The organism is Sporolactobacillus putidus, assembly GCF_014647035.1.
Lineage (GTDB): Bacteria > Bacillota > Bacilli > Bacillales > Sporolactobacillaceae > Sporolactobacillus > Sporolactobacillus putidus.
The window spans coordinates 54,861-79,678 of record NZ_BMOK01000004.1; the positions used below are offsets into that span (position 1 = coordinate 54,861).

The 24,818-nt window shown below is 49.8% G+C and carries 20 protein-coding genes and 1 pseudogene; 16 read left to right on the plus strand and 5 right to left on the minus strand.

Annotated features, from left to right (window positions below; all coding sequences use genetic code 11):
* Positions 1-597 precede the first annotated feature (597 nt).
* Positions 598-1,773, minus strand: coding sequence for an MGDG synthase family glycosyltransferase (locus tag IEX81_RS05920; protein WP_188802158.1), 1,176 nt, complete (start codon positions 1,771-1,773; stop codon positions 598-600).
* Positions 1,774-1,951: 178 nt separating this feature from the next.
* On the opposite strand from IEX81_RS05920, the gene IEX81_RS05925 reads away from it, so the two are divergent.
* Entirely contained in the window at positions 1,952-3,397 is a 1,446-nt protein-coding gene (locus tag IEX81_RS05925; RefSeq protein ID WP_188802159.1) for an MFS transporter, read from the plus strand.
* A 99-nt stretch (positions 3,398-3,496) separates the two neighbouring features.
* On the opposite strand, the gene pepT is transcribed toward IEX81_RS05925, so the two are convergent.
* From pepT to IEX81_RS05940, 3 genes are all read right to left on the minus strand, one after another.
* Complete coding sequence (gene pepT / locus IEX81_RS05930) at positions 3,497-4,729, minus strand: peptidase T (protein ID WP_188802160.1); 1,233 nt, start codon at positions 4,727-4,729, stop codon at positions 3,497-3,499.
* 135 nt (positions 4,730-4,864) lie between these two features.
* Entirely contained in the window at positions 4,865-6,487 is a 1,623-nt protein-coding gene (locus IEX81_RS05935) for a hypothetical protein (protein WP_188802161.1), read from the minus strand.
* Between the two features lie 3 nt (positions 6,488-6,490).
* Entirely contained in the window at positions 6,491-7,279 is a 789-nt protein-coding gene (locus IEX81_RS05940; RefSeq protein WP_188802348.1) for an ABC transporter ATP-binding protein, read from the minus strand.
* A 572-nt stretch (positions 7,280-7,851) separates the two neighbouring features.
* Between IEX81_RS05940 and IEX81_RS05945 the strand changes: the two genes are divergently transcribed.
* The 14 genes and pseudogenes from IEX81_RS05945 to IEX81_RS06010 all read left to right on the plus strand — a co-directional run bounded on the left by IEX81_RS05945 (position 7,852) and on the right by IEX81_RS06010 (position 23,356).
* Positions 7,852-8,619, plus strand: coding sequence for an ABC transporter ATP-binding protein (locus tag IEX81_RS05945; RefSeq protein ID WP_188802162.1), 768 nt, complete (start codon positions 7,852-7,854; stop codon positions 8,617-8,619).
* Between the two features lie 37 nt (positions 8,620-8,656).
* On the plus strand, positions 8,657-9,484 hold the full coding sequence (locus IEX81_RS05950; protein WP_188802163.1) for an ABC transporter permease: 828 nt from the start codon (positions 8,657-8,659) through the stop codon (positions 9,482-9,484).
* An 18-nt stretch (positions 9,485-9,502) separates the two neighbouring features.
* Entirely contained in the window at positions 9,503-10,510 is a 1,008-nt protein-coding gene (locus IEX81_RS05955) for an ABC transporter substrate-binding protein (RefSeq protein ID WP_188802164.1), read from the plus strand.
* 965 nt (positions 10,511-11,475) lie between these two features.
* Positions 11,476-12,429 carry a TerB family tellurite resistance protein gene (locus IEX81_RS05960; RefSeq protein WP_188802165.1) on the plus strand — a complete coding sequence of 318 codons (954 nt, stop codon included), beginning with the start codon at positions 11,476-11,478 and terminating at the stop codon, positions 12,427-12,429.
* A gap of 26 nt (positions 12,430-12,455) precedes the next feature.
* A complete protein-coding gene (locus IEX81_RS05965; protein WP_188802166.1) occupies positions 12,456-13,412 on the plus strand; it encodes an aminopeptidase in 957 nt (318 codons plus the stop codon).
* A 357-nt stretch (positions 13,413-13,769) separates the two neighbouring features.
* Complete coding sequence (locus IEX81_RS05970; RefSeq protein ID WP_188802167.1) at positions 13,770-14,360, plus strand: DNA-3-methyladenine glycosylase; 591 nt, start codon at positions 13,770-13,772, stop codon at positions 14,358-14,360.
* A 668-nt stretch (positions 14,361-15,028) separates the two neighbouring features.
* Positions 15,029-16,040: pseudogene (locus IEX81_RS05975) on the plus strand (PTS sugar transporter subunit IIC).
* Positions 16,041-16,301: 261 nt separating this feature from the next.
* Positions 16,302-19,037: an MBL fold metallo-hydrolase gene (locus IEX81_RS05980; RefSeq protein WP_188802168.1), complete on the plus strand. Its 2,736-nt coding sequence runs from the start codon at positions 16,302-16,304 to the stop codon at positions 19,035-19,037.
* Between the two features lie 35 nt (positions 19,038-19,072).
* A complete protein-coding gene (gene ybaK, locus IEX81_RS05985; protein ID WP_188802169.1) occupies positions 19,073-19,555 on the plus strand; it encodes a Cys-tRNA(Pro) deacylase in 483 nt (160 codons plus the stop codon).
* A 175-nt stretch (positions 19,556-19,730) separates the two neighbouring features.
* On the plus strand, positions 19,731-20,663 hold the full coding sequence (locus IEX81_RS05990) for an aldo/keto reductase (RefSeq protein ID WP_188802170.1): 933 nt from the start codon (positions 19,731-19,733) through the stop codon (positions 20,661-20,663).
* 391 nt (positions 20,664-21,054) lie between these two features.
* Complete coding sequence (dhaK, locus tag IEX81_RS05995) at positions 21,055-22,044, plus strand: dihydroxyacetone kinase subunit DhaK (protein ID WP_188802171.1); 990 nt, start codon at positions 21,055-21,057, stop codon at positions 22,042-22,044.
* 15 nt (positions 22,045-22,059) lie between these two features.
* Positions 22,060-22,650, plus strand: coding sequence for a dihydroxyacetone kinase subunit DhaL (gene dhaL, locus IEX81_RS06000; RefSeq protein WP_188802172.1), 591 nt, complete (start codon positions 22,060-22,062; stop codon positions 22,648-22,650).
* Positions 22,643-23,014 carry a dihydroxyacetone kinase phosphoryl donor subunit DhaM gene (gene dhaM, locus IEX81_RS06005; protein WP_188802173.1) on the plus strand — a complete coding sequence of 124 codons (372 nt, stop codon included), beginning with the start codon at positions 22,643-22,645 and terminating at the stop codon, positions 23,012-23,014. Before dhaL ends, dhaM begins: the two co-directional genes overlap by 8 nt.
* A gap of 36 nt (positions 23,015-23,050) precedes the next feature.
* Positions 23,051-23,356 (plus strand): hypothetical protein, encoded by a 306-nt coding sequence (locus IEX81_RS06010; protein ID WP_188802174.1) that lies wholly within the window; start codon positions 23,051-23,053, stop codon positions 23,354-23,356.
* Between the two features lie 269 nt (positions 23,357-23,625).
* Here the strand turns inward: IEX81_RS06010 and IEX81_RS06015 are convergent, their stop codons facing one another.
* Positions 23,626-24,105, minus strand: a complete 480-nt coding sequence (locus IEX81_RS06015; protein ID WP_188802175.1) for a hypothetical protein — start codon at positions 24,103-24,105, stop codon at positions 23,626-23,628.
* A 185-nt stretch (positions 24,106-24,290) separates the two neighbouring features.
* On the opposite strand from IEX81_RS06015, the gene IEX81_RS06020 reads away from it, so the two are divergent.
* Complete coding sequence (locus tag IEX81_RS06020; RefSeq protein WP_188802176.1) at positions 24,291-24,737, plus strand: LytTR family DNA-binding domain-containing protein; 447 nt, start codon at positions 24,291-24,293, stop codon at positions 24,735-24,737.
* Positions 24,738-24,818 lie beyond the last annotated feature (81 nt).

Consider the following 24,818-nt stretch of genomic DNA (forward strand, 5'->3'; position numbering starts at 1 on the left):
CGTTTACTAATGATTCTCAGCACTTACTGACGACTTCAGGCTCTTTGCTCCTGTGTACACATCGGGACCAGCCATTTCAATTCGCTTTTTCATCATTTGGGGGAAAAACGATTTCCGCCTGCTGGAATGAAGAAAACGCCCCCTTTTTTTTTCACCAGTTTGTCCAATTCAACAGAGATCTGAAATAAGTTAGCGATAGAATCAGTTTAACATAAATTCAAAATTTTTTACTGATTGAAAGATTTGTTAATAAAATTGCCTCAAGTATGAAAATGAAAATCAAGGGAAATAGTGACAGAATAGAGACGCATGGGGCTGTCCTAAAAGGTTATCCGCAAACAACTTTTGCTGCGCTCCGGTTGCTCGCTTTCCCGCAGGAGTCCCGCGCCTGCGCGCTTGATTCAAAATGTACGCTTCAGGCGCTTTATTAGCTTATTAAAAGGATGTCTCACATCAAATTGACTTTTGAGACATCCTCAGTGAAACATAATTCTTGGCGAGGGCTGGGGAAACATTGTAAAAGCGGCAGAAAGCCTGCGCCTGTTCATATAAAACCGGCGCGCCTTCTGCCGCTGTGCATCTGAGCTTCAGAGAATCTCAGGATTCGTAATTCATTTTGTTCATTGAAGAGGCTTCATGTGAGACACCGGCCGTCTGCAGGGATTCGCTTGGAATATTCAAGATAAACTTGACGATGTTTTCAGGGATTAGCGGATCAACATATTCTTGCTGCGATTTCTTGATTTCTTTTAGCATGGCCACGTTATTTTCAAGCAGTTCGTTGATCGTCGGGACAAGGTCGTTCATCGAATCACAGGTGATGGCCAGATGGTACTTTTCCGCAAATTTCGGATTGCCCGATTCCTGGCCGGGGAGCGCACCGGTGATCACGATCGGCGTGTTGCATGAGACAGCTTCCATCATGACATTCGGGCTGCTCCTGATAAAGGCAATGTCGGAACTGGCGATCAGATCCTGTATGTTTCTTGTGAAACCGTAGATCTTTACTTTATCGCCGTATTTTTTTCCCAGAGATTTTTTTAGATGAGCTTGTAATTTTTCATTTCTTCCGGCTACAATGGTAATATTGAACCCAAAATTTTCAATCAGCGTCTTAGCCATCTTGCCCATATTACCGACACCTTCGCCGCCGCTCATGATCAGGCAGTTCAAAGGCTTGCCCGGGGTATAATGATCCGGGACATCCTTGGCTGCGTGGTTGTAGAAGCGTGAACGGACGGGAAAGCCGAGCACTTTGATCTTGTCGGCAGGAACGCCGAATTCAATACACTTGTCCTTTGCTTCTTCGGTAGGACTGATGATATAATCGGCGCGGGGATCGGCCCAGAACGGCGTGATGCTGATCAGATCGGCAATCAGTGTTACAAAAGGAATATGAATATTATTTTTTTCCAATATGTTAATAATTGAACCATTGAAGTTCGGATGTACAGTCAGAATCAGATCCGGCTTGACTTGATCGAGCAGTGCAAGAAATCTCGTTCTGATTTTCAGTTCAATCAAATGGTTGACAAACGGCACTTTCACCGAAGTGTAATCCCAGATGATCTTCCACAGGTTCTCTGAATTTCTTGTGATCGGCCCGTACATTTTGCCTACTTTGAGCAGTGTGCTTCCGCCAAGAGAAAAGCCATCGACAACATGGATCTTGACATCCGGAACAATATCGAATTTCTCGCTCAAAGATTCGGTAATGCTCTTATGTCCATGGCCGGTGTAATTAGACGATATGATGAGTATGTTTTTAATCATCGAAGATATCCTTTCTCTAACAATTGGACTGACTCGCTAGATAAACAGCCTCTTCTGTCTAAATTACATTGTATGATAAACTGGGACAAGAAACAATTTATTTTAAGAAAGTTATAAAATAATGCTAGCAAAAAGTTAAAGGTTGTGCAACACCAAACCTTAAGGAGACAGGCATTCCATGTCATTTCAGAAATTCAAAACAATTTACGCCATTTGTGTTTATGTCAGTCTTGCGGCATTTGACAACATTGTCATCGGGCTTTTTCCTCCTCTGTTTAAAAATATTTCACAGGATCTGGGCGTCCCCATATCGGCGATGGGCGTCGTTTCGGCGGTGAACATTCTTGCGACAGCGGTTTCCTCCCTTTTCTGGGGCTACCTATCGGGGAAATATAACCGGAAAAAATTAATTATTGCCGGGACGCTGATCTGGGTGGCCGGCGTCTACCTGACCTCGCTGAGCCCATCCTATCTTCTGTTGCTGGCCTTTCAGATCGTGACCGGAATCGGTCTCGGCTGCGTGGCCTCGATCGGTTTCAGCGCGCTGACCGACTATGTTCCCTACCATTCCAGAGGCATGATCCTCAGCCTCTGGGGGATGTCGCAGGGATTCGGCGGCATCGCGGGTGCTCTGATTGCGTCAATCATCTCGACGCTGTCGGATTGGCGCGTGCCGTTTGAGGTACTCAGCCTGCTCGGCTTGCTCCTGATCGTTTTTTATTTTTTTGTAGAAGAACCGAAAATCGGGAATACCGAGCCGGAACTTCGAGCGCTGATTGAAGAAGGACAGAGCTATAATTACCGGATCACCCTGAGCCAGATGTCTATGATGCTTGGAAAGAGAAGCAACCTGCTCCTGTTTCTTCAGGGCTTCTTCATGAACATCGCGACAGGGAGTCTCATCTGGCTTCCAACGCTCTATATTGCAAAGCTTGGAGCATTGGGCTATGGAAATAAAGTGTCCGTGATTGTCGCGTCCTTTCTGTACGGCATTTTTCAGATCGGCGGGACGCTGACTTCCCTGTTCGGCTATCTTGGGGATGTTTTGCAGCGCAGAAACTACAAAGCGCGCGCCCTGATTACGGCGGCATTCGTGTTTGTGACCATGCCGCTCTATATCCTATTATTTATTTTTCCAATTAATCAATTATCACTCCCTGAGACGGTGAATTCGGTCACGCTGTTTTTCAGTCTGATGGAGCAGATGTTTACCAATCCATGGATACTGGCCCTTTTTACGATCGCACTGTTTGCGTCCGCGGCCCAGTCTGCGAATACCCCAAACTGGCTGGCGCTGATCACGGATGTTAATCTTCCCGAACATCGCGGTACCGTATTCAGTATCGCCAATCTGGCCAACAGCCTGGGACGTACTTTTGGAAATCTGGGCGTGGGCGGCATACTTGCCTTTGTCTCCATCTATCTGCAGAGTCCGGGTGACTATGTCCTGACGATGAGTCTTCTGGAGCTGCCACTGATTCCTTCGGCAATCTGCTATCTTGTCATGGCAAAGTACAATGTCAGCGACATTGAGCATGTGAAAAAGGTTCTGGACAACCGCGGAAGGACGATTTGTAAAAGATATGAGGAATATGCCGACCGGGATGAAAAAAGATCCACCTGAATCCGTATCTTGGAGCGGCTTCTCCTGTACATAAAAACAAGCATCTCTGGGACCGCTGGATAAACGGTTTCAGAGATGCTTGTTTTCTGTGGAACGTTATTAAGCCTGTACTGCAAAAAGTTTCACAATTTCCACGATGGTTTGCGCGGCTTTGACCATGTTATCGACGGAAATATACTCGAATTTTCCGTGAAAGTTCTCGCCGCCGGTGAACAGGTTCGGCGTCGGCAGGCCCATGTAGGAAATCTGGGCGCCGTCCGTGCCGCCCCGGATCGGCAGGACCTGCGGCTCGATGCCGAGGTTTTTCATCGCCTGATAAGCGACGTCGACCACTTCCTTGTTTTGTTCCACTTTCTCTTTCATGTTGTAATATTGGTCTTTCAGTTCAAGAATGATGCTGTCTTGCCCGTATTTTTCCTGAAGCTTTCTGACTGTATCCTGAACGAACGCTTTCTTGGCCGCGAACTTGGCTTTGTCGAAGTCGCGGATGATGTACACGAGTTTGGTTCGTTCAACGTCACCGGTAAATGAGAGCAGGTGGTAGAAGCCTTCATAACCTTCAGTCAGTTCCGGTGCTTCACCCTCAGGAATCTGGTTCTGGAAATCGATGGCGATTTTGATCGAATTAATCATCTTTCCTTTGGCGGAACCCGGGTGGACGTTGCTTCCGTTGAAAAAGAGTTTCGCTTCGGCGGCATTGAAATTTTCATACTCAAGTCCGCCAAGCGCGCCGCCGTCCACGGTGTAAGCCAGTTTCGCCCCAAACGCCGCGACGTCGAATTTATGCGGACCGCGGCCGATCTCTTCGTCAGGTGTGAAAGCGACGCGCACGTTGCCGTGTTTGATCTCAGGATGGTGCAGCAGATAATCCATGGCGGTCATGATCTCTGAAATGCCGGACTTATCATCGGCGCCGAGCAGCGTGGTGCCGTCGGTCGTGATCAGAGTGTGCCCGACATATCTTTTCAGTTCTGGAAACGTGTCCGGGCTGAGCACGACATTCCGTTCTTTGTTCAGAACGATCTCTTCTCCATCGTAATTTTCGATGAGCTGCGGTTTGACGCCGTCGCCTGTAAAATCGGTTGCCGTATCGACGTGCGACATGAAGCCGACTATCGGCACATTTTTATCCGTATTGGCCGGCAGCGTCGCCATCACGTAGCCATTTGCATCGATCGTCACATCGGCCATGCCGAGCGCCTTCAGTTCATCCACGAGCTGATTTAGCAGCGTCAGCTGACCAGGTGTCGACGGGCAGCCGGGATTGTCGTCGTTTGATTGCGTATTTACTTTTGCATACGATGTAAACCGTTTAATGATGTCTTCCTTCAACAGGTCCATCTCCCTTTCATCATCTTCATCTATCTTACCACGACAGAGGCTTTGCAACACATCACGGAATCGATACACAAGGAAGGGGGCGGCGCTAGGGCCAATGATGGCATAAGCTGGCGAAAAGCACACTCTTTAGAAAACCTTCCGCCAAGCGAAAAAGTTCCCGGCCAGCAGAATCAGTGCATAGAACCAGAGACCGGATCCGGGAAGGAGCGCGCCGATCATTGCGTGCAGACCGGCGAGCGGCACGACAGCGGCCATAAGTAGCAGCGTCTGCATATTGCCGCCTTCCTGGACAGTCTCAAAGGATCTTGAAAAGGGGAGCGTCTCTCCATTGATGACTTTGTAGCAGAATACGCTGTACAAACATGCAGTTATAAAAATGACAACCAGATCAGGAAGAATCATCCACTTAAAAATGGCCAGGAATACGACGGTTAAAACTAAATAAACAGGAAGGAGCAGCTTGATGATAAAAGCTTTTAAAGTTCCACTGTAGATGAAGGCCGGATGCTTAATTGGTGCGGTGCCGAAAATCCAGGCTCCTTTATATGATCCGGAGAATTTCAGCATGGATACCGCTGTCGGAATCATGATCAGGCTGAAATAGAGGAAAAAATAAGACTTCCCCGTTTGTAATTGCGCCCACGACTGGTCCTGCAATGAAGTAAAAATGAAAATGAACGGAAAAATAAGTGAAAAACCAACCATCGGATAGACTTTCAATTTGAACGGACGGTCATTTTTCATCGTCAGTGCGGCGAAATGAAAAAATACCTGTTCTTCACGGCGAGAGCAAAAGATCTGCCCCAATAGCCTGTCTGTTTTTCCAGAATGCGGCCCGGTTTTGCCTCCATAGCTGGAAAGTTTCTGAATCGCGGCTTCAAAGGCCGGACTGCATTTGCTGTAAATCAGAATGGAAAGAAGCGGCAGCACAATTCCTGCCGCAGAGAACACGAGGATCTGCGGACTTTTGTCACCGCCGAGCAGCCATGCGAAAAATGAGCTGAACCATAAGGGCGGGATAAACAGCTGCCACCAAGCCGGATGAAAAATGATGTGCATACCTGCCAGATCAAAAGCACGGACAAGCAGCTGGTAGCCGATGGCAATTGAAAAGGAGAGGATGATCTGTACATAGTTAATGACATCTTTGAGCCGTTCCCCGTCAAAAAATTTCAGAATCAGGAGATAGATGAGTGCTGTAATGGTCACGACGAAAAGATCCAGCAGAACCAGCTCCGGAAGAAATAATAGCAAGAATAAAGGGCCGCTGTGCAGCAGCCCGGCAACAGCTGAGGGAGCGGCCAGCGAGCCGGTCAGCAGCAAGAGGTACAGGCAAACGTGCACCGCCTTGGCGGCTTGAAGCGTTTTCGGGTCGATCGGTTTGGTATACAGGATCGACTTGTCCCGCGTGTCCAGAAGTACGGAAGAGAAGTCGGCGATCATCGACATCATGACCATGAACATAATAATGCCGAAGATCAGGCTCATCTGAAACAGAAAATTGTGCCCCATGAGGACAATCGGGACGAGAAACAGTCCGGTCAGCGCGTAGAGCCAGAGTGATTTTAAAAACAAATTGCTTTCTTTGCGCTTTTTGTTCCTGGTTCCATTAAGGACGACAGGAGCCCGCCTCGCGTCCATCGTCAACTTGACCGCTAAAATTTTCCTCATCATCGCGTAATCGATGCCCAACCACTCAAAAAAACGCTGAAACACATCCAGAAATTTGATCAGACGCAGGTTTTCCATCTGTCACACCTCTTCGACAATGGAGACAAAATCCTGTGCGATTTTCGCATGCTCGTGAAATCCTGTCAGCTGATTAAAGATCTCCTCCAATGTGCCTTCTTTATTTTGCTCCTTCAGATCATCAAAGCTTCCGTCGGCAGCGATCTGCCCGTTCGCCAGAAGCACGATACGGTGACTGATTTTCTCCACAACGTCCATGATGTGGGAGGAGTAGAAAATAGTTTTTCCCTCACTTGCGAGCCGTGCGAGAATTTCCTTGAAAACAAGCACACTGTTTGCGTCCAGGCCGCTCAGCGGTTCGTCGAAAAACAACAGGTCCGGATTGTGCAGCAGGCTCGAAATGATCAGTACCTTCTGCCGCATCCCTTTTGAAAAGGAGGAAAGGCGGGCGTCAATACTCCCGGAGAGGCCAAACTGCTCCATCAGCATGTTGGCTTTTCGCTCAGCCCGCTTTTCGTCCATACCGTAGCATTCTCCAGAGAAAATCAGGTATTCGCGCGCCGACAGAGTGTCATATAGCTCCGCCGTTTCCGGAACGTAGCCGATTCGCTGTTTGTAGGCGACACCGCTTGTCCGGATATCCTCGCCGAACAGTCGCACCTCACCGCTGTAGCCTTGCTGAAGCCCAAGCATGATCCGGACGGTTGTGCTTTTGCCGGCCCCGTTCGGACCAATGTAGCCGACGATCTGGCCCCGGTACACATCGAGATCGATGCCCTTCAAGACGGGCCCGTTTCCATAATTCATGGTCAGATTTTTCATCGACAGAATGATATCTTTTCCCGTGTCGATCACATTCACCTTCGATCTCCGCTTTTATTATAGATTATCACGTTAAGCAGATATTTTCCGCAAAAATCACAATATTGATGAAACACTTGGTTCCGAATGAATAGAGCTGGTTTTATAGATTATCTCGTTTACTCATGATAAGCCGCTGCCTATGCCGCCGTAATACTGGCAAGCAGGTGATAGGAAAATTCCCGACTGCACGAAAATCAGAAGTTATCGCCCTAAGGTGCTAGAGAATCGCCGCGAACCCAGAGACAATCGCCTCAAGATACGGAAGAATCGCCCCGAACTCAGAGACAATCGCTCTAAGGTGCTGGATGATCGCTTTATTTAGAAATAAAACGTTCTTCAGCTTATCATTTTTAAAAACTTATATCTTGGTGAGCTAAAGGGATTGCTCATATTTTATTTTTGTATGAATGCGTTTTCGTCTGTACATTCCTGTGTCACGGCAGGTGCCCAGAGCATATATCATTACGAGAGCCCAATTTTATACGGAATGGCCCGGAAAAATGATGAGAAATTTTGCGTTGTGCCGGCCAAATCATCCGGGAAAAGGAAGGGATCGCAGAGTGAGCGAGCTGGAAGTGGTACACTGCAGCAAATATTACAGGAAGAACGGCGAGCAGCTGTGCACGCTGAAGGAAGCCGATATGCGTATCAGGAGCGGCAGATTTGTCAGCATTATTGGTCCGAGCGGCTGCGGCAAATCGACACTTTTCAATATCATTTCCGGCCTGGCCAGGCCGTCCGGGGGACAGGTGCTTCTCGATGGGAAAAACATTACCTGCGAGAGCGGGCATGTCGGGTACATGCTTCAGAAAGATCTGCTGCTCCCGTGGCGGACGATTCTTGACAATGTGATTATCGGGCTCGAAATCCGCGGTGTTCCGAAAAAGCGGGCGCGTGAACGGGCGCTCCCGATGCTGCAGAAGTACGGTCTCAAAGGGTTCGAATATGATCATCCCGATGCGCTGTCCGGCGGTATGCGGCAGCGGGCCGGACTGATCCGGACGCTGCTGTATGACAAGGACGTCATTCTTCTCGATGAACCGTTCGGCGCGCTGGATGCGCAGACGCGGCTTCAAATGCAGAGCTGGCTTCTGCAGATCTGGAATGATTTTCGGAAAACAGTTCTTTTCGTGACCCATGATATTGACGAAGCCATTTATCTTTCTGATGAAATTTACGTTTTTACTCATCGGCCGGGCCGGATTAAGGCCCGAATCGATGTCGGCCTGCCGCGTCCGCGCGGTGAAGAGACCATGATGGATGAGCGTTTTTTACAGCTGAAACGTGAGCTTCTGTTGATGCTGAAGGAAGAACGCGAGCCAGTGTAAGAGAATTTGCTGGAAGTGGAGGAATGGAGGTGAGTCCATGGCGGGACAAAAGGAGGAGGACAGCCGTGGCCCGCTGATTGAGGATCAGGGTGCGGATGCGGCAAGAATGCGGCGCAGAGCATTTGCGGGACAAATCATCGCGGGCATACTGATTATCTTTTTATGGGAATTCCTGACGCGGATCGGGTGGCTGGACAGTTATTACTGGAGCAGCCCCCTGACCATTGTCCGGACCGGTTGGACGGCGATCACGAAAGGGACCCTGCTTCAGGATCTTGCCTATACGTCGGGTACGACGATCATCGGTTTTATTCTCGGTACCTTGGCCGGGAGTGTTATCGGTCTGTCGTTCTGGTGGTCCGGACTGTATGCAAAGATCGCCGAACCGTATTTGATTGCTTTTAACGCGGTGCCGAAACTCGCGCTGGCGCCGGTGCTCGTGATCATGTTCGGCATCGGCTTCAATTCAAAAGTGATGCTTGCCTTCCTGATGACCGTGGTTGTCGCGGCAATCGCGGCGCACAGCGGAGTGAAAAATATCGATCGCGACCTTGAGAAGATGCTTATTTCGCTCGGAGCCAAAAGACGCCATGTATTTATGAAAGTGGTCGTTCCGGCCTCGATGCCATGGATGGTCGGCATTCTTAAAATCAATATTTCCCTCGCGCTGGCCGGAACGATCGTCGGTGAATTCATCAGCTCAAGGCAGGGGATCGGAAGGATGATCCTCTACGCCGGCCAGGTACTGAATATGGATCTTGTATGGGTCGGTGTCGTGTCGCTATCGGTCCTGTCGATTGTAATGTATCTCGGAACCGTCTGGCTGGAACGCCGGCTAATGAGAGGAAGAAACCCAAAATCATAAATGGAGGTAAAGAAGAGTATGAAAAAGCTGAAGTGGGTGCTGAGCCTGATGGTGGCCACCGCCCTGTTCCTGTCGGGCTGCGGGGCATCAGGGGGCGAGAAAGCAGCGGAAAATATTGCCATTGCCGAGCCCGTTCACCTGATCGCCTATCTGCCGCTTTATGCCGCTATTGATAAAGGCTACTTTAAGCAGGAGGGCCTGAATGTCAGTGTTATCACAGCGACGGGCGGAGCGCATGTGACGTCTGTCGTCAGCGGAGAAGCGTGGGGCGTGATCGGCGGACCGGATTCCAACCAGATCGCAAATAGCGGAAACAAGGATCCAATTGTATCTGTCGTGAACGTTGTCGATCGGGCCAATGTCTATCTGATGGCGGGCTCAAAGCTGCAGCTGAAAGATCACAGCGACAAAGGGATTGCCGAGTTTCTGAAAGGCAAAACGATTGCCGCCGGCCGGTACGGCGGCAGCCCGAACCTGCTTACACGCTGGCTGCTGATGAAGGTCGGCCTCAATCCGGAAAAAGACGTCAGACTGGAAGAGCCGGCCGATGCGGCAGCTGTGGTCGCGCTTGTGTCTCAGGGCAAGGCCGACATGGCTAACGGAGCGGAACCGCAGATTACCGACGGGATCAAGAAAGGCGCTTGGGGCGAGCCGTTTTACGGATTCCCAAGTCTCGGTGACTATGCTTATTCTGTGGTCAGCGTGAAACAGTCGACGATAAAAAAAGAACCTCAGACCGTTCAGAAATTTGTCAATGCGATGCTTAAGGGCCTGAAGCTGGTCAATGAAAATCGGGCCGAGGCTTTTAAGGTACTGAAAAAAGAATTTCCGACAACGCCCGATGCAAGCCTGAAAGCGGCGATGGACCGCGCATATAAAGATCAACTGTGGAGCAAAGACGGCATCATCACCCCGGCAGCCGTGGCGAAGCCGATGGATGTCGTCGCCAAAACAGGCGTGTACACCAAGGGTTACGACTTTAATAAACTGGTCAACATGTCATTTGTCAGAAATGCATCAAAATGATCGGCTTGAAACTGGACGATTCACACCTGCAAGAAAGCTATAGAAAAGAAGTGTGATCGGAAGCACAGAAAATGGCGCCCGGGGCAATTATTTTTTTTTATTATCTCTTCTGCTCATCAAATCGGCAGACACATCCGGAGGTTTCGATAAAGAATTAACCACTCAAGATCATCGTCAAGCTGACGACGGAATTGAGCGGTCAGTGCAGGATAAAGGGCCTTTTTGTAATTCCGATTATTCGCACTTATTGATTTCAGGTCGTTTACTGTTGATTCTTTGAACATAACTGTTGATTCTCTGCCGCTTACTGTTGATTTTTCAACGTTTACTAACGATTCTCAGCACTTTACTGACGATTTTAGGCTCTTTGCTCTCTGTGTACACATCGGAATCAGCCATTTCAGCTCGTTTTTCATCATTTTTTGGAAAAACGTTTTCCGCCTGCCGGAATGAAGCAAACGCCTCCCCTTTTCACCGGTTTGTCCCATTCAACAGAGATCTGACATGAGCCAGCGGTACAATCAGTTTTTTTTATGGGAGCTGCGGACATGTTGCTCCGATATGAAAAATTTTCCGGCCCATTATTTTATTGGGCCGAGACAGCTCCGAAATGGGATAAAGTTATTCCGGAATCACGAAAAGCAGCTCCTGGTCAGAAAAGATGGCTCCTCAGTTTTTCACATCCCCTATCTGTTAAACTGTTGCACAATTTTCGTTTGCTGCGTCATAATCACGGACTGTGTGCTCTTCAGAGAAAACACGGACTTTTTTCGCGGTCAGCGGGGTCGCTTTATTGATAAGCCCGAACTTCTTCAGAAATAAAGCCCGCTTTTCCGCCCGTTAAAATTAATCCAAACGGAAACTTTGCGTCACGATTGTACATAAAATATCGAAAACTTTGTTATAGTGAATGTAATGTGAAGAGCGATAAAAGCACGCACAGATGAAGAAGGGCTTGATTTCTTTTGGGAGGACTTCTTTTAAGAATTTTAACGGGATTTGTGACTGCGGCAATTGCATCGGCTAAAGGGCGAAATCCGATCGTCTGGTTTTTTCTTGGTACCGTTTTCTATTGGATCGCTCTGGTCGTCATTCTGTTTATACCGAACAAGAGGATGAGCCGGACTTTCCGGCCGCGGCAAACGGGCGGGGGCGGTATGAACTGGCGAAGGAGAGTCGAGGCGGCCTGTCCCTATTGCGGGAGCGGGGTCGCCATTGACGATATACCGGGAAACTGGACCTGTCCAAACTGCGGCAGGACATTCACATACAGCTCGGACGGCCGCACCTACCGAATCGGGGAGGACCGGATTCTCCCGCAGGTCGAGTGGATCGTCAAACTTTTTGCCAAGTTGGCAAAAAAAGACGGGGTGGTCACGGAGAACGAAGTGCGTCAGGTAGACCGGATTGTCAGGCAGGCCTTTCAGCCGAGCAGGGAACAGCTCAGCCAGATTATGTCTGTTTTTAACGCGGCACGTTATACAGACGAATCATTCGAAAGCATCGCTGAAAACCTGTACACATCGGTCGGCGGCCGCCGCGACATTCTGGAAGATACGCTGACCGCGCTGCTTACGATCGCGTTTGCCGACGGATTCTTGAAGCCGGAAGAGGAGGCTTTGATCGTAGAGGCTGCGGAGATCTTCGGCCTGAGCGAAGCATACACCTCGATCAAAGCCCGTTTTTACGGAAGCGAGCAAGAAAAAAGCGGTGATCTGGCCGCATGTTACCAGGTGCTCGGCTGCAGCGAGAATGACTCCGATGAAACGATAAAAAAGCAATATCGGCTTCGGATCAAGGAAAATCATCCGGACCTGCTGGTCAGCAGCGGCGCTTCAGAGGAAAGCATCAGGCAGGCCAATATCAAGGTGACGGAGATCAAGCGGGCCTTTGAAACCATTATGTCTGCCCGCGGCTGACCGAATAATTCAAGAGGGATGGTCGTATGGAATTGAGCAATGTCTGTCAGGAAATCTTAAAGAACAGTCTGGATCTGAAAGCGGGCGAGATTTTTCTGATCGTAACGGATGATGCGAAAAAGAGTCTGGCTGAAGCGCTGTACCGGGCCGGGCAGACACTCGGTGCGGAAACGCTGCTGATGGTGATGAAGGAACGGAAAAAGTCCGGTGAAGAGCCGCCGCGGGCAATCGCCGCGGCTCTTGCCGAGTCGGACGCGGCCGTCTGTATCACCGAATTTTCGCTCACGCATACTAAAGCACGCAAACAGGCGGTGGCGTCGGGTACAAGACTCGCGACCATGCCTGGAATTACGGAAGACATGTTTCTGGAGGGTGCGATAACTGCGAATTACTCAGAAGTCAAGATACTGACGGAGCACGTTACCGGACTGCTTGACCGCGGCCGCCGGGTGACCATTGAAAAAGAGGGGCACCAACTTGCATTTTCCATTGAGGAGCGAAAGGGCGTGCCAAGCACAGGCGTCTATATCCATCCCGGCGAGTCGGGCAATCTGCCGTCAGGAGAAGCATTCATCGCACCGGTTGAAGGAACAGCCTCCGGAGAGATCCTGGTTGACGGTTCTGTTGTCGGTGTCGGCAAGATGCGTTCCGCGCTTCTTCTGACAGTTGAAAACGGCCGTCTCATCAAAGCGGAAGGCGAGGGGGCGGAACAGCTCCTGAATATACTCGGAACCGGGCCGGGCCGGTCGGTCGCCGAATTCGGGATTGGGACAAACCGCCGGGCGCGGATTACCGGCAATGTGCTTGAAGATGAGAAAGTGTATGGGACGGTTCACATTGCTTTTGGAAGCAATCTGACATTTGGGGGAACGGTTGAGGCGGGTGTTCATATCGACTGTGTCTTCAAGAACCCTGATGTGCGGATTGATGGACGGAAGGTGCTGGAAGACGGAAAGCTGGTGTCCGGAAGTGAAGAATTATAGGTTTCATTGTATTTTCATATGCTTTCTTAGTCATTCCATTTTCTGAGGTGACAGATTTGTCCACAAACAAAAAAGTAAACAAAACGGATTTGATGAAACAGAACGAACCGCTTGTCCCGGTGACACGCGTTTCGCCTGAAATCGAGATTTATCCGTCTTATTTTTTGTAAAAGATGCCGGGGACGTCGAAAGAGCTGTTCCTCCGCAAAGGCGTGGCGGATAAAACCATACGGATTGCCGGGCAGCTGCCGGACTTCAGCCAATCGGCAAGTTTTATAAATCGGCCTCTGGACTGGCGGCTTCCAAGTCCCTGTCCTTATTTTAGAAAAGAAAAGTGTACAGAAAGGCGGCGGAAAATTGACTGCAAAACACCAGCCCCTGCCCATCGATTTTTATCATCGTCCTACGCTTGAACTGGCGCAGGCGCTGCTCGGCTGCCTGCTCGTAAACGAGACACCGGAAGGCCTGGCATCCGGTTATATTGTTGAGACGGAGGCTTATATGGGCGCAGGGGACCGGGCGGCGCACAGTTACGGCAACAGGCGTACAAAACGGACGGAAGTGATGTTTGCGGAACCCGGACGAGTCTATACATATGTTATGCATACACATACGCTGATTAATGTTGTCAGCGGGGCAACTGATGTCCCGGAAGCGGTTTTGATCCGCGCGCTTGATCCGTTTGAAGGACTCGATCTGATCAGCGCCAGGCGGGCGGGGAGAAAACGAATGGAATGGACAAACGGACCAGGCAAGCTGACTGAAGCGCTTGGCATCACTCGGGAGGATTACGGAAGAAAATTCACAGAATTGCCACTATATATCGCTCCCGGTGTTGTTCCGGCGGAGATTTCGACCGGACCGCGCATCGGAATCGAAAATACAGGCGAGGCGCGCTTTCGGCCATGGCGTTTCTGGGTAACAGGCAATCCCTATGTATCAAGATAGAGTATTGCTTTGCGCGCAGCCGGACATTTGCCGTTACGTCCCCAGGGATCTGGTCATAAAAAAAGCGGATATAAAAAATCCCGGCTGTAAACTGCAAACACCAAACTGCATTTCACAGAAAATTTTAAAGAAAAAATGAAAATGCTATTTACAACTTGAACAAATTTTGATAGTATCAATGTCAACCACAAAAAACAAATTTTGGGGGAAGTGAGAATAATGGAACAGGTCATTAACAGCATACGAGTGAAAGGCTTGATTCGAATTATTTTGCGTTTGCGCACATGAAGGATTGAAACAAAACCATTTAACAGAAATGGCATTGTTTGAGTCCGGCTTATCATCTTTAACGAATAGGCGCTCAGGCAATCGCAAAAGCAGCGCCTATCCGGCACGTACGGATGGGTTTTTTATTGGACTTTTTTTCATTTGAATATTTCGATTATTTTAACTGGTGAAAAAACCAGCAGCACAGTTCACGATTCTACCAATCTTTAAATGATGAACTGCAGCCGGACTTTTTTTAAAAATAGAAAATTATTAGGGAGCGAAAAAGGATGAAGGAAGAACAAAAAATGAGAGTAGAAAAAGAAGAGGCGAACAAGACGGGTGATTCCGACAGGCAGAAAGCGAAAGCCGCGGACAAACAGAGTTTCAAGGAATATTTTATGGATCGAATGTACGCCGTTTCCGGAGGGATTGCCTATGCCATCCTGGTAACATTAGGAGTAGGGCTGCTCTTCGAAACACTCGCTAAATTCACAGGATTCATGCCTTTTGAAACAATCGGCGGCGCGGCGAAAGTGCTGCTCGCTCCCGCTCTTGGAGCCGGTGTGGCGTATGCATTGAAGAGCAATACACTGACCATGTTTGCGGCAATGGCCTGTGCGTCCGTCGGTGCGAATGCGATTCATCTGGTTCAGACAACGCCGGCTCAGGTCTTCACAATCACGACCGGCCAGCCGGTAAGTGGTGTGCTGGCAGCGGCAATCGCCGTGTTTGTCGGTAAAAAAATCACCGGCAGAACGAAATTTGATATTATGGCAATTCCGTTTTTCTCAGTGCTGATTGGTGGTATATGCGGCTACGGCCTTGCATTGGTGGTTACTCCTTCACTGAATTGGATCAGCGGTCAAATCACGCATTCCGTTCAAGGATCACCGCTCAATTGCTTCAATGGTCATTGCGCTTGTCTGGAGCATTTTCCTGATGTCGCCGGCATCGTCGGCTGCACTGGCGATCGCTCTGCAGCTTGATCCTGTATCAAGTGCTGCGGCTCTGATTGGCTGTACGGTCCAATTTGTCGGTTTCACGGTTATGTCGTACAAAGAAAATGACTTCGGCGGATTCTTCGCACAAGCACTCGTTACACCGAAAGTGCAGTTTCCGAATCTGGTCAAAAATCCGAAGCTGATTATTCCTCCGTTCGTTGCCGCAATGGTGAGCGCGCCCATCGCAACGATGCTGCTTGGCCTTAAAGTCCCTTATGAACTGGGCGGCCTTGGTCTCAGCTCGTTGATCGCCCCGCTGAACATTCTTGCGGTTCAGGGCGTTCGCGGATTAATGGTGTTCATTGTTTCCGGTGTCCTGATTCCGGGAGTGATCACGCTTGTACTCTATCGAGTGATTAAAGTCGCCGGTTGGGTCAAAGAGAGAGACCTGCATCTGGAAGTTCAATAAGAGGCAAAGAGTCTTGAGCCGTAAAGTTTGGCACGGAATTCAGTGTTTGCACGGGAATCAAACATATAAACATCAATAGAGTAAAAAAGAAGATAAAGAGAATTAAGGATGGAAACAGAATCGCTGAAAACAGAGCGTATTAATAAGAGAAAAGCCCGCGAGCCACGCGGGCTTTTCTGCGTCTTTTGCAGGGAAAATACGCTGTGATAAAATGAAAGAAAAGCAGAGCAGAGTCTGTATTAAAGAAAGAGGCAGATAACGATGAAAGTGAGTATTCTCGGCGGAGGAAGCGAAATCGGCGCATCCTGTCTGCATGTGCATATTGGTGAAACCGATCTGCTGATCGATGCCGGCATGCGGGTGCACGGCGATGATCTGCTCCCGGCGTTCGGCATGCTGGACAATCTGGGCGAACCAAGGGCGGTACTCGTGACCCACGCACACGCTGATCACATCGGCGCGCTGCCGATTGTCCACCGCCTGTATCCAAAGGCACCGATTTTTGCTACACCGCCCACCGCCGATTTAATGCAGATCATGATGAAGGATTCCTTCAAAATCATGGAACAGCGCTGCACGGAGACGCGTTCGCTCATTCCGTACACGAAGGAGCAGATGCAGGAAACGCTTCAGGCACTACGCTTATTTCCCGCAGGCGGAAGGATGACGGTTGGCGATGTAAAGGTGACCCTTTACCGGGCCGGTCATATTCTGGGCGCGGTGATGTTTATGATTGAGGGCGGCGGCGAAAAACTGCTCGTCAGCGGAGATCTGAGTTTCAAGGCGGGCCGGACGATCCCCGGGGCCGAAGTACCGGCCGGAGTGCGCCCTGATGCGCTGATTCTTGAATCCACGTACGGCAGCCGCGAACATTCCGACCGTAATACGGAAGAAAAACGGCTCGCGGACAATGTTGCCGAGGTGATTGCCGCCGGCGGTTTTGCGCTGATTCCCGCTTTTGCCTTGGGCCGTGCGCAGGAGGTGCTGCTGATTCTGCAAGATTATATGGACCGCGGTCTGATTCCGGAGTTCCCGATCTATGTCGATGGGCTAGTGACGCCGATCAGCAAAATTTACCGGCGCTATCCGCAATTTCTTAAAGGACCGGTCGCTCATCGTATTCGGACAAATGGCGACGCTTTCCTGACTGAGGGGCGGTGCACGCCTGTTACGCCGAATGAACGGGAGGCTGTACTCAAGGGCAAGCCCGCCTGTATCGTTGCGTCATCGGGCATGTTGATCGGCGGTGCCAGCGTATGGTACGCAGAGAGGCTCATCGGCAGCGAGAAGAATGCTATTTTTATTACAGGTTATCAGGATGAGGAAAGTCCGGGACGAAAACTGCTTAATCTGGCCGAAGGTGAGAGCGATGAACTGGAACTGAACGGGACGACTCACGCCGTAAAATGCCGGGTGGATAAATACGGTCTGTCCGCACACGGCGATGCCGGGGAACTGAACCGCTTTATCGGCATGGTCCGTCCGGCGCGCGCAGTGCTTGTTCATGGAGACGACGAGGCCCGCGCCGCGTTAAACGAGCGAATCGAACGGCGTTACCGGCCGGTTTTATCGGAAAACGGGGAAACCTACACATTCAGCCACAGCCTATCCGGCCGGGAAATCCGAAACGATGATCGGGGCAGGGATCCGAACCGTGTCCTGAAAGAGAAAGTCGGCTGCCTTGTCCTGTATCGAAAAGAAGGAGACGAGCAGCTTCGTCTGGCGCTGTGCACAGGTGTCCATGGAAGGACACATTCTTTGATTTGCCAGACTCCGAAAGGAAAGCAGATCCGGCTGTCCCTGGATCAGACTGCTGAAACCATCGGAGGCTGGAATCGTTCCTTTGATGAATTGCAGCATGATTCCGGCGAGGTACTGGCGTTTTCGCGGCCGTTTCTCAAGAAAATTCGTTGGGCGGATATAGAAGAAGGGATCTGGACATTTGAGGAGATTGTCTCGATGTGCCTCCCGGAAGACGGCCTCAAGCTGCGCCTTGCTGCGGCGCTCGCTCTTCAGGCGCTGCCGGATCGTTCCCAAACCTTGGATCATGGATTGGTCCGCTACCGGATCGGCCGGGACAGTCTGCATCTGCTCGCTGATCTGCATCTGCCCGTTCAAGGCTTGAAAATGAATGCGACACTGGCGATGGCTGAAATCAGGAGATTCATGGCGGATCAACCGCATTTTATCCGCTGCGGAGCGGATGCACTGGGAACAACTACCGAACACATCACACTTTACTTTGATTTTCCCGACACCATCGGACCTGAAGAACGTCGGGAATTGTTTGACAAAATAAAAGAAACGACCGGATGGACGATTGCTTTTTCCGATTCCGTCCGTACGGATCTTCTTCAGGCGAAAGTCAATGAATGGCTCGGCACGTCTGATTCACCATCGATTTACCTGGATACAAAATGTGTGTCGATGCCCGTTGCGCGTCCGGAAAACGGGGAAGAGATAGCCGGAAAAATAAAGGAAGAAACAGGATTCACGCTGCAATTCAAAGATGAGAATCCTGCCCCAGTGGATGCTAAGGTACAGCAGGGTGTTTCGGCGGAATTCTTCAGGGCGCAGATGCCGTCCCCGCGGCTCGAAAATAATGAAGCAATCAATGAAGCAAAAATCTGGGCGGAGGATCGCGGAATCACGATTTATAAAGCCAGCATCAAACAGCAGAACGGCCTCGCCTATATGGAAGTACATTTTATCACACCGGAAGTCGCCCTGCGGCACACGGTGGATATGGAGGAATTGTCCTACCGGACAGGGCTTCCGATCACTTTCGCGAAAAATCCGAAACAGAATGAGGTTATCCGCGCATCCTCGGAACTGATTCCTAAAGGCTGGGGCCTTCAGAAAAATCCGTCTTTGCACTCAGGAGAAGCGCTGCTGACGATAAAACTGCCGAAGGAGCCCCCTGAAGAAGAAGTGCGGCGGGTGGGTGAACGGATTGAGGCGCGGACCGGCTACAGGTTGTCCGTTCTCGTCCGATGACAGGCGTGGATGAAAGAATAAGGAGCATGATTTTGATGGCAAAATCCAAAGTAAAGACGAACGCAATGCGGATCCTTGATTCAGAAAAAATACAGTACAGCACTCAGACCTATGACATCAGCGATGGGCTGATTGACGGCGTTTCCGTTGCGCAGAAAGTCGGCGAAGATCCGAAAACCGTTTATAAAACGCTGGTCACCCAGGGGCACAGCGGCGAGTTCTATGTTTTTGTTGTTCCTGTTGCGGAAGAGCTCGATCTGAAAAAAGCGGCCGCAAGTGTCAGCGAGAAGCGTGTTGAGATGATCCATGTGAAGGACATACAGAAGCATACTGGCTATGTGCGCGGCGGCTGCTCTCCGGTTGGAATGAAGAAGGCCTATCCGACGGTGATCGATGCTTCCGCTGGGTCCATCGATCATATTGTGGTCAGCGGAGGAAAAAAAGGCGTGCAGATCGTTCTGGCTGTCGATGATCTGGTGAAGGCGGCGCATGCCGAACTGCATGAGATCATCAAGTAATCTTTGATAAGCAATTTCAATAGCTTATAGGCAGCGCGGCGGTCGGGCGAACCGACGCTCAGGTAATCTATGGTGACGGGATCACCGGACTGGTCTTTAAAGTCGTTCATCAGGCAGATTATTTCTTGGCGGTACCGGTAATTGTTATAATCTCAGACAGAAGGAGTGATGAAAGATGTCAGAAAAGGTTCAACTTGGGAAGTCAGGGTTATTCGTCAACCCGATCGGACTCGGGACAAATGCGGTCGGCGGCCATAATCTTTATCCGAATCTCGACGAAGAAGCGGGTAGAGAACTGGTGCGGACAGCTATCGACAATGGGATCAATCTTCTGGACACCGCGTTTATTTATGGACCGGAACGCTCGGAGGAGCTGGTGGGTGAAGTCGTCAAAGAGAGTGGCCGCCGCGAGGATGTTGCGCTGGCGACAAAAGGCGCGCACAAGTTTGTCGGCAAAGAGACGGTATTCGACAATTCTCCGGCTTTTCTCAAAAGTCAGGTCGAAGGCAGCCTGAGACGCCTGCAGACGGATGTCATTGATTTGTACTACATTCATTTTCCCGACGAGGGTACACCGAAAGATGAGGCGGTCGGCGCGCTGAAGGAATTGAAGGATGAAGGCAAGATTCGTGCGATCGGTGTGTCGAATTTCTCGCTTGAGCAGCTGCAGGAAGCGAACAAAGACGGTTATGTCGATGTTTATCAGGGCGAGTATAATTTAATCCAGCGCAGCGCTGAAAAAGACCTTTTCCCATATTTAAGGGAGCACGGCATATCTTTTGTTCCGTATTTTCCTCTGGCATCAGGGCTGCTTGCCGGAAAGTACACCAAAGACCAAAAGTTCAACGACTTGCGTGCGAAGAAGCCCCAGTTCCAGAAAGGCGTTTTTGAAAAGAATCTCGAAAAGGTGGAAAAACTGCGTGCCATTGCCGAATTGAAGCATTGCGAAGTCGCCAATCTTGTCCTTGCCTGGTACCTCAAACAAGATGTGATCGATGTCGTGATTCCGGGCGCCAAACGGTCTGAACAGGTCCTGGATAATCTGAAAACACTAGACGTCAAGCTGACAGAGCAGGACGTTGAGGCCATCGGCAAGATCTTCGGCTGATCTGCGCTTAAATAGAGAAAACGGCTTTTTCTTATTGGTACAAAAAAAGGTTGCGATCCTTTAAAAGCCGCCTAATAAAAACATTGATAAAGGTAAACTGAGAGAATAGGCGCCTGCCTGCGCAGTTCTCTCAGTTTTTTTTAGGACTGAAGAATGAAAGACAACCGTCAGACTCAGTGCGGAGCTGTTGCGTGGGCCAGGACGGCCTCATGCCGGGCGTGCCGCAGCGCTTACGATTGGCCCTTACGTTAATTAAACCTGTATTATTTTTTTTGAATTGTGCCAGTTTTTTCAGAAAAAATTTTTCCTATTTGTTTAAATGTAATCGCTTTCGTGATAAGCTTTAAGAGAATAGAAAACTCATACAAAAGGGACAAAGGGGTGTGAGAAAATGAAAAAAATAATGAATGAACCTGAAAAAATTGTTGATGAGATGCTGGACGGCCTCGTTTTTACGGAGGATTCGATCGTCGAACGTCTGCCGGGAACGAATGTGATTGCCAGAACATATAGATCGGAAGGGAAAGTAGCTGTGATCAGCGGCGGAGGAAGCGGGCATGAACCGACGCATGCCGGTTTTGTCGGAAAGGGCATGCTGGCCGCAGCGGTGTGCGGGCCTGTGTTCACTTCACCTGCGCCCGATCAGATTCTCGAAGCCGTTAAACATGCGGATCAGGGGGCCGGCGTTCTGCTTGTCATCAAGAATTACACGGGTGACGTGATGAATTTTGAAATGGCCGAAGAGCTGGCGGCCATGGAAGACATCTCAGTCGATCACATCATTGTGAATGATGATGTTGCCGTTGAAGACAGTACATACACGGCGGGAAGACGCGGGGTCGCCGGGACGATACTCGTTCACAAAATTATCGGCGGGGCAGCGGAAGCGGGTCTGCCGCTCAAAGAATTGAAAACGCTTGCCGACCAGCTGATTCCCTCGATTAAGACGCTTGCCGTTGCCCTTTCGGCAGCCACTGTGCCTGAGGTGGGCAAACCGGGATTTGAACTGGCAGAAGACGAAATCGAATATGGGATCGGCATTCATGGCGAACCGGGCTATCGTCGCGAGAAAATAAAATCGTCGAAAGAGATGGCATTGGAACTTATCGAACAGTTGAAAAAGAATTTTAACTGGCATGTAGGTGATCGCTATGGTGTCCTGGTTAACGGGATGGGGGCGACTCCGCTGATGGAGCAGTACGTTTTTATAAACGACATCCAACATTTGCTGAGAGAGGAGCAGCTGGATATCGCATTCAAGAAAGTCGGCAGCTATATGACTTCTCTGGATATGGCAGGCATCTCGCTGACGATGATCCGGCTGAAAGAGGAGCAGTGGCTAAAGTGGCTTCAGGAACCTGTGACGACAATTGCGTGGTAAGGAGGCTTATGAACGATGCTAACGGTTGAAAAAACGATCAGATGGCTGAATTTATTTGGGCAAAAGGTCGAAGAAAAGAAAGTCTATTTAAGCGAACTGGATCAGGCGATCGGCGACGGGGACCATGGAACGAACATGGCGAGAGGAACGGCGGCGATGAAAACCGTTCTTGAGCAGAAAGCCTATGATACGGTTCAGGACGTTTTGAAAACGGCAGGAATGGCCCTGTTAAGCAAAATCGGCGGGGCATCGGGTCCGCTATATGGTTCGGCTTTTATCGGAATGGCGAAGCAAGCGGGAGAAGGAGCCGCGGACGTCTCGGCTATACTTGAGGCGGGTCTTGAGGGCATTCGGAAACGCGGAAACGCGGAAGCCGGGGACAAGACGATGGTTGACGTGTGGCTCCCCGCTGTTGACGCGGTCAAAAATAAGGAACTGAGCCGGGAACGGATTGATGAATGGGTGAAGGCAACCGAACCGATGAAAGCGAAAAAGGGCCGGGCCTCTTATTTGGGAGAGCGCTCAATAGGGCATATGGATCCGGGGGCGGTCTCAAGCGGACTGCTGTTCGAGTCGATGATTGAAGAAGGTGTTCTGGATGAGTGATTACGGCGTTCTGCTCGTCTCACATGTTCCGCAGATTGTTGAAGGCCTGAGTATCTTATTAAGAGAGGTTGCGCCTGATGTGGCGATCACAGCAGCCGGCGGTACGGACGACGGCGGTGTCGGAACGAGTTTCGATAAAATTCAGACAGCAGTCCTGAAGAATGCCGGCGAAAGTCTCCTGGCGTTTTATGATTTAGGCAGCTCGAAAATGAATCTTGATATGGTCGCGGAACTATCGGATAAAAAAATCGAAATATTTGACACGGCTTTTATCGAAGGCGCTTATACTGCGACCGCCCTGCTTCAGGCTAAAGTCCCTTATCATGAGATTCTGAAGCAGCTGGAACCATTGAAAGTGAAATAGAAGAGATAAGATTATCTGCCAAAGGAGATGCCGGAGATGACCATAACTCAGGAACGAGTAAAAATGTTTCTTGATGATCCTTCGAAAGCGATTTTATTTGCTAAAAATGGCGTGTATTCGGAATCAGACGTGCAAGACATGATAGACGAGGTGTACAAGCATCTTGATCCATCATATAAAAAGTTGGGACCGTACCAGAAACTGATCTTCGGCTGGTATATGAATGCGCCAAAGATGCTGATGTCGCAAAACTATTTGGATGAAGTCATCAAACCTTTTGTCAGAAAAGTGAACGCTGAACTAAACTGGCAGTTAAGAGTGCCTGAAGATTTTATGAAATGATTGTAACTGGTTACGTCATTTTACTTTTATAAGACCCGCCGTTTTTCTCTGATCAGAGGAAGACGGCTTTTTTCAATAATAGGCGCGAAGATACGAGTTGTACAGCGCAAGGGCGATTCTCCGCCAGAACAGGGCGATTCGGGAGAAACTTGGGGCGATAATTCGCTGTCTTAGGGCGAATAGCTCTGCTTACCGATCGATTGACTCCTGCCGGAGCGACGAATTCCTGTAAAAAATAAAAATCTGAGATCAGGGGCCTGACGAACAGGTTACCCAAGCCAGCTGGTCGGGATCAGGAAGGCATAGGGGGCGGTGCAGACAGCGAACACCAGCGCAATCCGCTTTGCCTGCCTCATGCTCAGCCTCTTTTTCAGCAAAGTCGAATCAAGCCAGTACGTAAGTGCAGCAGAGATCAGGACCACGAGACAAAAAAGGGTCACGCTGAGCGGCGAAGCATAAATAAAATAATAGTCAATCAGGTTCAGGGAAAAACGGCTTCCGTTCTTTCCGGCAAGCATCAGTAAGAGCGCCCCGAAAACATCGGCTGCCATGCCGATTCCCCAAAGGGCCATCAATAAGCTGAGCCTACTTTTCGTTTTTATATTAAAAAAACGCAGAACGGTGATCAGAATTACCGTATCGACGGCCAGGCTCGCGGCGGCGGCAAGACCGAGCAGCGGCGGTGAAAAATAAAACATGAACACAGGGAGAATGATACTGGGCAGGACGAGATTCCGGATTGTGATCAAAAGGCGTCTTCCTCTTGGTTAAATGTCGGCGTGCGCCGCTTTATATATTAATACCATCATAGCATACAAAGGAGTGCGGGAACATGAATTTGGAAACGCATTCATGATAAAATGAAAAGTGTGATCTATGTCTCATCACTTGTGCGAAGTCAGACGAACCTTACAGAAAAACGGGGGAATGAAACATGGTGAAAGCGTTGGCGGACGAGGGACGGCCGGGAAGGGACCAACCGATCTGCCTCATGCCGGGAAACGGGATGCCTTATCAAGGAGACGATCGGGCGCGGATGAGCACCCCTCCGTTGCGGAAGCTTGCCATCGCGGCCGATGAACGGATTCTGATTGTGCCTTTTTCCGACATTATGTATATCAGTGCAGCCGGCGGCAGGACGGTCGTTGCCTTGAGAAAGAAAAAAATGACCGTGAACGAAACACTCGTATCTTTAGAAAAAAGACTGCGGCCAATGAGCGGAATCGTTCGCGTGCACCGCGCTTATCTCGTCAATCTCGAAGCTGTGACGGAGATTTCCCCGTGGTTTAACTCGACTTATAATCTCGTTCTTGAAAACGGGGAAAAGGTTCCGGTGAGCCGAAACTACGCGAAAAATCTAAGAGATTGGTTCGGGCTTTAAGTAGAATTTTATTGGTCTTTCTGTTATATAACAAATATATATGTTGTATAACAATAATGTATTTCAAGCGTCTGTTCCGTC

Excerpts from the sequence above, each read along its gene's own strand:
- IEX81_RS05920 (WP_188802158.1), bottom strand. The coding sequence starts at position 1,773 with ATGATTAAAAACATACTCATCATATCGTCTAATTACACCGGCCATGGA.
- IEX81_RS05925 (WP_188802159.1), top strand. The coding sequence starts at position 1,952 with ATGTCATTTCAGAAATTCAAAACAATTTACGCCATTTGTGTTTATGTC.
- IEX81_RS05935 (WP_188802161.1), bottom strand. The coding sequence starts at position 6,487 with ATGGAAAACCTGCGTCTGATCAAATTTCTGGATGTGTTTCAGCGTTTT.
- IEX81_RS05950 (WP_188802163.1), top strand. The coding sequence starts at position 8,657 with ATGGCGGGACAAAAGGAGGAGGACAGCCGTGGCCCGCTGATTGAGGAT.
- IEX81_RS05955 (WP_188802164.1), top strand. The coding sequence starts at position 9,503 with ATGAAAAAGCTGAAGTGGGTGCTGAGCCTGATGGTGGCCACCGCCCTG.
- IEX81_RS05965 (WP_188802166.1), top strand. The coding sequence starts at position 12,456 with ATGGAATTGAGCAATGTCTGTCAGGAAATCTTAAAGAACAGTCTGGAT.
- IEX81_RS05980 (WP_188802168.1), top strand. The coding sequence starts at position 16,302 with ATGAAAGTGAGTATTCTCGGCGGAGGAAGCGAAATCGGCGCATCCTGT.
- ybaK (WP_188802169.1), top strand. The coding sequence starts at position 19,073 with ATGGCAAAATCCAAAGTAAAGACGAACGCAATGCGGATCCTTGATTCA.
- IEX81_RS05990 (WP_188802170.1), top strand. The coding sequence starts at position 19,731 with ATGTCAGAAAAGGTTCAACTTGGGAAGTCAGGGTTATTCGTCAACCCG.
- dhaK (WP_188802171.1), top strand. The coding sequence starts at position 21,055 with ATGAAAAAAATAATGAATGAACCTGAAAAAATTGTTGATGAGATGCTG.
- dhaL (WP_188802172.1), top strand. The coding sequence starts at position 22,060 with ATGCTAACGGTTGAAAAAACGATCAGATGGCTGAATTTATTTGGGCAA.
- dhaM (WP_188802173.1), top strand. The coding sequence starts at position 22,643 with ATGAGTGATTACGGCGTTCTGCTCGTCTCACATGTTCCGCAGATTGTT.
- IEX81_RS06010 (WP_188802174.1), top strand. The coding sequence starts at position 23,051 with ATGACCATAACTCAGGAACGAGTAAAAATGTTTCTTGATGATCCTTCG.
- IEX81_RS06020 (WP_188802176.1), top strand. The coding sequence starts at position 24,291 with ATGGTGAAAGCGTTGGCGGACGAGGGACGGCCGGGAAGGGACCAACCG.